General features: G+C 49.8%; 10 protein-coding genes and 1 rRNA gene. 1 reads left to right on the forward strand and 10 read right to left on the reverse strand.

From position 1 onward, the window contains the following. Positions 1 to 85: 85 nt before the first annotated feature. The 8 genes from ACAN56_RS33635 to ACAN56_RS33670 form a co-directional block, all read right to left on the reverse strand. Positions 86 to 451, reverse strand: a complete 366-nt coding sequence (locus tag ACAN56_RS33635; protein WP_038584339.1) for an initiation-control protein YabA — start codon at positions 449 to 451, stop codon at positions 86 to 88. A gap of 30 nt (positions 452 to 481) precedes the next feature. Beyond that, a complete protein-coding gene (locus tag ACAN56_RS33640) occupies positions 482 to 1,282 on the reverse strand; it encodes a PSP1 domain-containing protein (RefSeq protein ID WP_038584336.1) in 801 nt (266 codons plus the stop codon). A gap of 139 nt (positions 1,283 to 1,421) precedes the next feature. Continuing rightward, positions 1,422 to 2,396, reverse strand: a complete 975-nt coding sequence (gene holB / locus ACAN56_RS33645) for a DNA polymerase III subunit delta' (protein WP_038584334.1) — start codon at positions 2,394 to 2,396, stop codon at positions 1,422 to 1,424. A gap of 17 nt (positions 2,397 to 2,413) precedes the next feature. Continuing rightward, entirely contained in the window at positions 2,414 to 2,857 is a 444-nt protein-coding gene (locus ACAN56_RS33650; protein ID WP_038584331.1) for a YaaR family protein, read from the reverse strand. 43 nt (positions 2,858 to 2,900) lie between these two features. After that, a complete protein-coding gene (locus ACAN56_RS33655) occupies positions 2,901 to 3,230 on the reverse strand; it encodes a cyclic di-AMP receptor DarA (protein ID WP_038584327.1) in 330 nt (109 codons plus the stop codon). A gap of 101 nt (positions 3,231 to 3,331) precedes the next feature. Further along, entirely contained in the window at positions 3,332 to 3,973 is a 642-nt protein-coding gene (gene tmk, locus ACAN56_RS33660; protein ID WP_038584324.1) for a dTMP kinase, read from the reverse strand. Beyond that, the gene (locus ACAN56_RS33665) at positions 3,974 to 5,635 is read right to left on the reverse strand and encodes an aminotransferase class I/II-fold pyridoxal phosphate-dependent enzyme (RefSeq protein ID WP_379148240.1); all 1,662 of its coding nucleotides are present in this window, start codon (positions 5,633 to 5,635) and stop codon (positions 3,974 to 3,976) included. It abuts the gene before it with no gap. Between the two features lie 216 nt (positions 5,636 to 5,851). Next, positions 5,852 to 6,037, reverse strand: coding sequence for a sigma factor G inhibitor Gin (locus tag ACAN56_RS33670; RefSeq protein ID WP_038584317.1), 186 nt, complete (start codon positions 6,035 to 6,037; stop codon positions 5,852 to 5,854). Between the two features lie 210 nt (positions 6,038 to 6,247). Here ACAN56_RS33670 and ACAN56_RS33675 point away from each other — a divergent pair, with 210 nt between their 5' ends. After that, on the forward strand, positions 6,248 to 6,772 hold the full coding sequence (locus ACAN56_RS33675; protein ID WP_038584312.1) for a hypothetical protein: 525 nt from the start codon (positions 6,248 to 6,250) through the stop codon (positions 6,770 to 6,772). Positions 6,773 to 6,872: 100 nt separating this feature from the next. On the opposite strand, the gene ACAN56_RS33680 is transcribed toward ACAN56_RS33675, so the two are convergent. Next, positions 6,873 to 7,262, reverse strand: coding sequence for a hypothetical protein (locus ACAN56_RS33680; protein WP_076113616.1), 390 nt, complete (start codon positions 7,260 to 7,262; stop codon positions 6,873 to 6,875). A gap of 292 nt (positions 7,263 to 7,554) precedes the next feature. Continuing rightward, a 5S ribosomal RNA gene (rrf, locus tag ACAN56_RS33685) occupies positions 7,555 to 7,650 on the reverse strand; the annotation flags it as partial.

The following is a 7,650-nucleotide window of genomic DNA, read 5'->3' on the forward strand; positions in this document are numbered from 1 at the left end:
TCCTGAACCTATGCCCGCTTTCATCAGTTTGCGCCCTTAAATTCAAAAAAAACCGTAGGCGTAAATCTCCTACGGCTGGATATCCTCATTTATTAAGAAAAGAAAGACAGAACAGACAATCACCTTCTGTGCGCAAATGGCCGAAATAGACATTGCAGATGTGAAAGCCTTCATGATACAGCCGGGCCAGATTGTCATAACCTTCCCCAACTACCTCTTCTGTTCCCTCTCTGGCGGCCAAAAGAGCTTCCGCCTCCGCAGTATCAACGGCAGGGTCCAAAGGTGCGTCCCTCTTCAATATTTTGCGGAGCTGTTCATTCTCCAGACTAAGCCTTTGATTGGTTTCCATCAGTTCCTTAACCGTCTGTTTCCAATCTCCGAGACTTGCGCGCATGCTTTCCATCTGCGCTTCCATCTCCTGCATGTGTGCAAATATATTTATCTTCTCCAAGTTTCCACCCCGAAAGTAACCTTATATGGTTTACTTGACGACAACATCATCCATTGGAAGTTCCTTAACTTTGCCCACTTCAAACAGCTGTACATGAACCGTGCGGGTTCCGGCATTAATTCCTACCACCTTGCCGTCACCGAGTGAGGTTACGACAATCTTGCCTACCGCCGGCATTTCTTCCTTCGTACTTTCATAATTATCATGCTCAAACTTCAGGCAACACATCAGCCGTCCGCACAAACCCGAGATCTTTGTCGGATTAAGCGAAAGGTTCTGATCCTTAGCCATCTTGATCGACACCGGCTCGAAATCTCCAAGCCAGGAGGAGCAGCACAATACTCGTCCGCAAGGCCCCAGACCACCCAGCATCTTAGCTTCATCACGCACACCAATCTGCCGCAGCTCGATCCGGGTACGGAAAATACTTGCCAGGTCCTTGACCAATTCGCGGAAATCGACGCGGCCCTCGGCAGTGAAATAAAAAATAATCTTATTGCGGTCAAACGTGAATTCCACATCCACAAGCTTCATTTTGAGGCCATGATCGCGAATTTTATTTAAACAGGTGGTAAAAGCGTCCTTGGCTGCACCTTTGTTCTCTTCAACCACACGTGCGTCGGTTTCTCCGGCAATACGCATGACCTTCTTGAGAGGCAATACAACATCCGCTTCCTGCACCTCTTTTTTGCCAACGACAACTCTACCGTATTCGACCCCTCTTGCCGTCTCAACAATAACGCATTGATCGCGTTCAATCGGGAAATCAAGCGGATCAAAATAATATATTTTACCCGCTTTTTTGAAGCGGACACCTACTACGCTGTACAAAAATTAACCCCCTTGTTTGCCGGTAAAGGAACCCTTAAGCAAGTCCGCTCTCTGATGATCCATGCTTGTCCTTCCTTATCCGTTAAACCCATACTTCCAGGCTGAAGCGACATATAGAGGATATATCATAACTAACCCTTTAACTTTCCAGTCGGATTAAGAACTGCTCCAGACACAGTTGGGCATTGGCATTGGACCGGAGCCTCCGCTTGCTCTCCGCCGCGAATTCCATATAAGCCACCCATTGTTCCGTACTCCGCTGACGGGCATGTCTGGAAATAAAGTCTAACTGATCTATGAAAACGATGCTTTCGTGTCTTCGGTACAGGAAGTAAAGCATATCTTTAAACCAAAGGTGGAACATGCTGAAAAGAATATCCAAATGTTCACCGAGCCCGGCCTTGAACAGCTTCTGCCCTACGGTTGCTACCGCAGTGCTGCCTTTGCCCAAAGACTCCTTAGCTAATTGTAACACTAGATTTCTCATTTCTGCAAACCAATTCTGTGCCAAAAGTTCCCTGCAGCCATCAAGACCTGAAGTCAGCGACACTGCACACCGGGCTAGCGGCACGGGAACCCCCTCGCCGGATAACGCCTGGAGCATAATATCCGGATGCAGCGGACTAAACGGAATACGCTGAGTCCTTGACTGGATCGTTGGAAGCAGGGAACTGCTATTGTCGGAGATTAAAATGCCTACTGCCGGAGCAGGTGGCTCCTCCAAAAATTTGAGCAGACTGTTGGCGGCTTGCACCGTCATTTTATCCGCTCCTTCTATAATATAAACCTTCGGGTTAATTCCTTCCGAGCGGTAAGAAAAAACACGCTGCAGCTCACGGATCTGATCGATCTTAAGGCTCGCCCCTTCGGGCTTCAGCAGGGTTAAATCCGGATGGTTGCCATGCTCAACCTTGCGGCATTCCAGGCATTCCCCACAGGCATCGTCCTTGAGCGCGGTGCAAAATATGGCTTGTGCGAACATCAGCGCTGTCTTCATTTGTCCGCTCCCGGAAGGTCCGGTGAACAGATAGGCATGACTGACCGCTTCTTTGCGCAATGCATTTTGCAGCAGGCGTTTGGCATCCTCCTGGCCTAATATATCATGAAAAGGCATAAATTCCTCCAACTCTTTTAAAAAGCAAGATTAATCAGCATTCCGCGGATCTCTCCAACCCGTCCCAGCAGATCAATACGGCCATGCTCACTTTCCAGCAAGTCATCCGCCAAGTTCAGCAGCGCGGCATCGATCTCCTCCAGCAGTTTATACCTTTTACTCCTGCCGCGACGGTCCCAGCCCTTCGTATCCTTCAGAATGACTCCGCGGCGCGCAGTCTCCTCCAGAAACTTTTTGATCATATTGCGGTAAATCGCCAGCTCGCGGACCGTCATGGATTTGGATAACCGATCGCCCTGCTGCTGGATATCTTTAATCTGGCGGTTAAGCTCATCTATCGTTTTCTGCTCACCCTGCTGATGGAATACATCAGTGAATGATTTTTGCTGAATGGGCCTTCTACCTTCTTCGTTAGTCGGCAGCTCGCTTTTTAGGGGCCTGTAGCCCGGATTGATTTTCAAAGGTATCTACCGTCCTTATCATGGGATTGCACCGGTATTATGCTCAATAATGCTCAAAACGATCAACAGGAAGCACGAATACTGTTGCTCCGCCTACCTGTACCTCTACAGGAAGTGGTAAATATGAATCCGTTGTACCGCTCATAGGAGTTACCGGAGTAACAAGCTGCTCACGCACTTTGCAGCTATTGCGGATAACACTAAGTACAGCATCTACCTGAGTATCGTCTACACCAATCATAAATGTGGTATTCCCTGCGCGCAGAAATCCGCCTGTACTGGCCAGCTTGGTTGCACGGAAGTTTGCCTTGACCAGCTCACTGGACAACCGGTTACTGTCTTTATCCTGGATAATTGCGATGATTAAGTTCATCTTCGTTCCCTCCTAAAAGTTTTGTAGGCGATACATTGGAGTGTTACCTCTCCAAAGGTGATGTGAAAAGTTCACACCTAAGTAATATTAGACAAAGCGCCTTAAAAATCCTTTAAAATGCGCTCCTTCAGCGTACGAACGATATCCTGTTCAACCATATGAATCGGACGATTGGCATCAAGGACAACAATCCGCTGAGGATCTGAGGCAATAACGAGCTGATACCCTTCACGAACCTTTTGGTGAAAAGCCAGGTTTTCCAAATCAAGGCGGTTCACTTCCCGTTCCTGATTGGCAGCAATCCGTGACAGCCCCACCTCCGGGTCCACATCCAGATAGAAGGTTAGATCCGGCATCCGGCTGCCAATAGCAAAGCGGTTAATGCTCCAGACCTCTTCAATGCCAAGTCCTCTCGCATAACCCTGATACACGAGACTGCTGTCTACAAACCGGTCACAGAGTACGGTAATCCCGTCCTTGAGTGCAGGCTCAACTACTTCAGCCAAATGCTGGCTTCTTGCCGCTGCATACAGCAGCGCTTCCGTCCGGGCATCCATAGCAGTATGGGCGGGATCCAGAATAATGGATCGGATCTTCTCGGCGATTTCAATCCCCCCGGGTTCACGCGTAATCCTGTAGGGCATGGAGTGATTCTGCAAATATGCCGCCACCCGGCCCAGTACTGTTGTTTTTCCCGAGCCATCGCCCCCCTCCAAAGTAATGAAGAAACCTTCTCGTGCCACTTATACTTCTCCGCCCTTCTGAATGTTGTATACCTTGATATGCTGTAAGACCGGATCAGCGCAGGCCTGAAATTTGGCTCCGCCTTTACTGAGACCACTCAGCCGGTTGCATATGGCTTCGGTTATTGCTTCGCCCGGATAGAGCAGTGGAATGCCCGGCGGATAAGGAATAACCATCTCTGCCGCCACTCTTCCTATACTATATTCCAAGCGGATACTTTCTGTTTCACTTTCAAGCACCGGCCGTAAAGAGAACGGAACCGGATCTGAAATCAGAGACGTGGTGAAATTGTTCCACGTGGAATTATTGTTGTGAGGAGATTCGCTTCCCTCTGCCTGACTGTCAGCCAAGGCTGCTGCGGGTGCTTGCTCCGCAGCAGTCTTAGAAACTGCGGATGCAGGACCAGCAGTAGCCCCAGATGCCTGCGGCACCGGGCATGGCATGTCCGCATCAATCTCCTGCAGCGCGCTCAGCAGCGCTGCGGCATCTTCAGCCTTCGAGCCGAGGCTGAAGGCCAGCACTACGTGCCGGGCATCGCTCATCTCCGGCACGATGCCCTTCTCCTCGAGCCTGCGCTGCAGCTCGAAGCCCCCCAGGACCCCGGCGGCGTCATAAATGACGGCCTTAAAAGGGTCCTGCATGCTGTACGCCGCCCCGCTATGCGGCGGCGTTCCCGTGCCGGCGGCTGCGCCTGCGCCGCCGGAAGGCTGCAGCGGCACCGCTGGCTGCAGCAGCCCATAACGCGGCAGCTGCGCCAGGCCGCGCCGCAGGACGTCTACGGCGGCGAGCCCCGCCGTGAAAGCAGCGGCGCGCTGGCTGTGCACCAGCCGCCGGGCCAGATCGAGCGAAGCCATCACGGGGTAGGATGGGCTGGAGCTCTGCACCATCGCGAGCCGCTGCCTAAGCAGGGTGCGGTCAAGCCGCGGGCCCTGCACATGCAGCATGGCGCCCATGGTGAGCGTCGGCAGCATCTTATGCGTGGACTGCACTACGCCGTCCGCGCCGCACATTAGCGCCCCGGCCGGCAGCGCGGGGTGCTGTCCGTAATGCGCCCCATGCGCCTCGTCAACCAGCAGCGGAACACCGCTGTCGTGACAGATCTGCGCGAGGGGCGCCAGGTCGCTGCCCATGCCGTAGTAATTCGGCATGGTGACCAGCACAGCTGCGGCTTCCGGGTAGGCTGCCAAGGCAGCCTGCACCGTCTCAGCCGCAGGAGCGACCGCAAGGCCGCTGTCCGTATCCAGCAGCGGCTCCAGAAAAACTGCCTGGACACCCGCCAGCATTAGTCCATGAATGACCGATTTATGCACATTGCGCTGCAGAATCATGATCATTCCCGGCTGGGGGCATACCGTCAGGATGAGGGCAAGATTACCGGCAGTGCTGCCGCCAACGAGAAAAAAACTCTCTTCCGCCCCAAAACAATCCGCTGCCAGCTCCTGTGCTTCCTTAATCACCCCTTCAGGATGATGAAGGTCATCTGTTCCGGAAATCTCTGTGACATCGTATTTCATGATCTCATTTAGATATCCTGCGCCCCCGAATCCGCTATAAGCCTCACCATTCTTATGGCCCGGCACATGATAAGATATATTACCCTTTACTCTATATTGTTCCAACATTTCGTATACAGGTGCCCTGCCAGGCTGTAAATTGTTCATGATCTATTCCTTCCCTGGGGGTTACCTTCTATTTTAACGCAAATATGTGCAAACGCCTATTATTCTGCACAAAAGCCTCTTCACAACAACAAAACGGCTCCTCCCGCCCTTTAGGACGGGGAAGCCGTTATATTGAAGCCTTCATATGCAGCCAACGCGACACATAACCACCGCCTGCTCTTTTTACCCCATCTTCATTCCATACCTGTGTTCTGCTCAAGCGTTCTTCTGCAATCCGATCTTCTTCATCCGTCCAATAAAAAAACGGTATTTGGCATCTTCCGCCTCTGTATGCACCATTTCACTCTCACAATCCTCACAAATGAAATGCGAGACAATCACAATACCTTCCTCTTTCACTTGTCCGCAAATGATGCAGGGCTGTCCGGGTTGCTGTTCCATTACCATCCCACCTTGACTCTTTTAAGAACAGTATGTTACACCTTCTATCATTTTAAACCTTTTCATAGTTTTTTCCTATCCTTCAAGGCTTATAATATATATATTCCGTCATTTGTCTAAAGGTGAACCTGATGCTGAAGTTTAATAAATTGCTGTCATTCGCCGATATTAGTAACATGAGAACTAAGTGAGGAGGTCAAACCTTTCTTTATGGAACCTAACACCAAAGGCGCAGCCACATTCTATCAATACAAGCTTATCAAAAAGATTAATCTCACGCCTGTTAAGCTGCGGATATATATTGCGCTCCCCCTCTTTTTCGTAGTGCTGGAAACAGTGTTCCTTTCCTGGTGGAGTATCCTGTTCATGATTATTGCCGCACCAGTTGTGATATGGATTCAATATGTAATCTCGCGGTCAGTTCTGGTCATTACCGGGCATCCCATCGCCAAGCGGTGGAGATTATCCTTTCGCCTGCCATGGCTTGGTTATATGCCTGATCAATACATCAGTTATGGCATCTTCCGTAAAGTGCAGATGCATAACTTCTGGATCGGCCTGTGCATCGCCGCGCTGTTTATTGTATGGTCTCCGCCGGCATTTACAGTATCCTTGATCATCTGTCATCTATGGGTGCTCTTCCCCCGTCTTTATACGCTGCTGAGACTAAATCGTGAAGAGAAAAATGGTATGCTTAAGTTCACATCCACTGATGTTTCCTATTACTCTCAGTAATCAACAAGCCACATACATACAGCGATGAAATGCTCACCCTACAATAAATAACCGCCGTCCTAATAGACGGCGGTTATTTATTTACTCTCCAGCTCTTTAACTATGTTTTCTTCTCCTTCGGAATCATCACAATGAAATAGTCATCATGGATCGTTAGGTGAACTGTGAGTCCATCCTTCTCAAAAACTCGCGAGCTTCCGGAGTCATCATCCTGTTGTTCTTCCCATCCCCAAGCCTTGATGGCTTCCAAATAAGGCTCTGCTACGCCATCCTTTTCTTTAAGTCCGGGCAATGAATAACGAACATAATCCATAGCGACATTGGTAGTGGTCCGATCAGGAGAGCTGGCATCCTTAGGTACCGGAAAGCTCTTTTCGTTAAGTGCACCCTCAAAGGCATCCCAGGCAGGCTCTTTCGTACCACAACCAACCAGCATTACACAAACTATAGAAACAATAAATAATATCCACAAGGGCCGGGTTCGCTTCATACCTTAAATCCTCCTTACCTCTACCATGCATCTAAAGACGCAAGAAAATTCAAATTTAGAATTTATCAGTAGTTCATTCGTATTAAGGTTCTTCTTAATATTTGCACTTTTCTATTATACTTTGATCTGCTGTGGCGTCGGTAACAAAAATGTCACTCCATTGTAAGCGTTTTATAAATTTATACTCCTCTATACCTATCTCTTACACTCTAAATAACAAAAAAGCCACTGTTGAGAAACTCAATAAATAACAAAAAAGCCACTGTTGAGAAACTCAACAATGGCTCTGTGTGCTTGGCGGCGTCCTACTCTCCCAGGACCCTTCGGTCCAAGTACCATCGGCGCTGGAGGGCTTAACGGTCGTGTTCGGGATGGGTACGCGTGGAAC

Source organism: Paenibacillus paludis (assembly GCF_042610515.1).
Lineage (GTDB): Bacteria > Bacillota > Bacilli > Paenibacillales > Paenibacillaceae > Paenibacillus_AQ.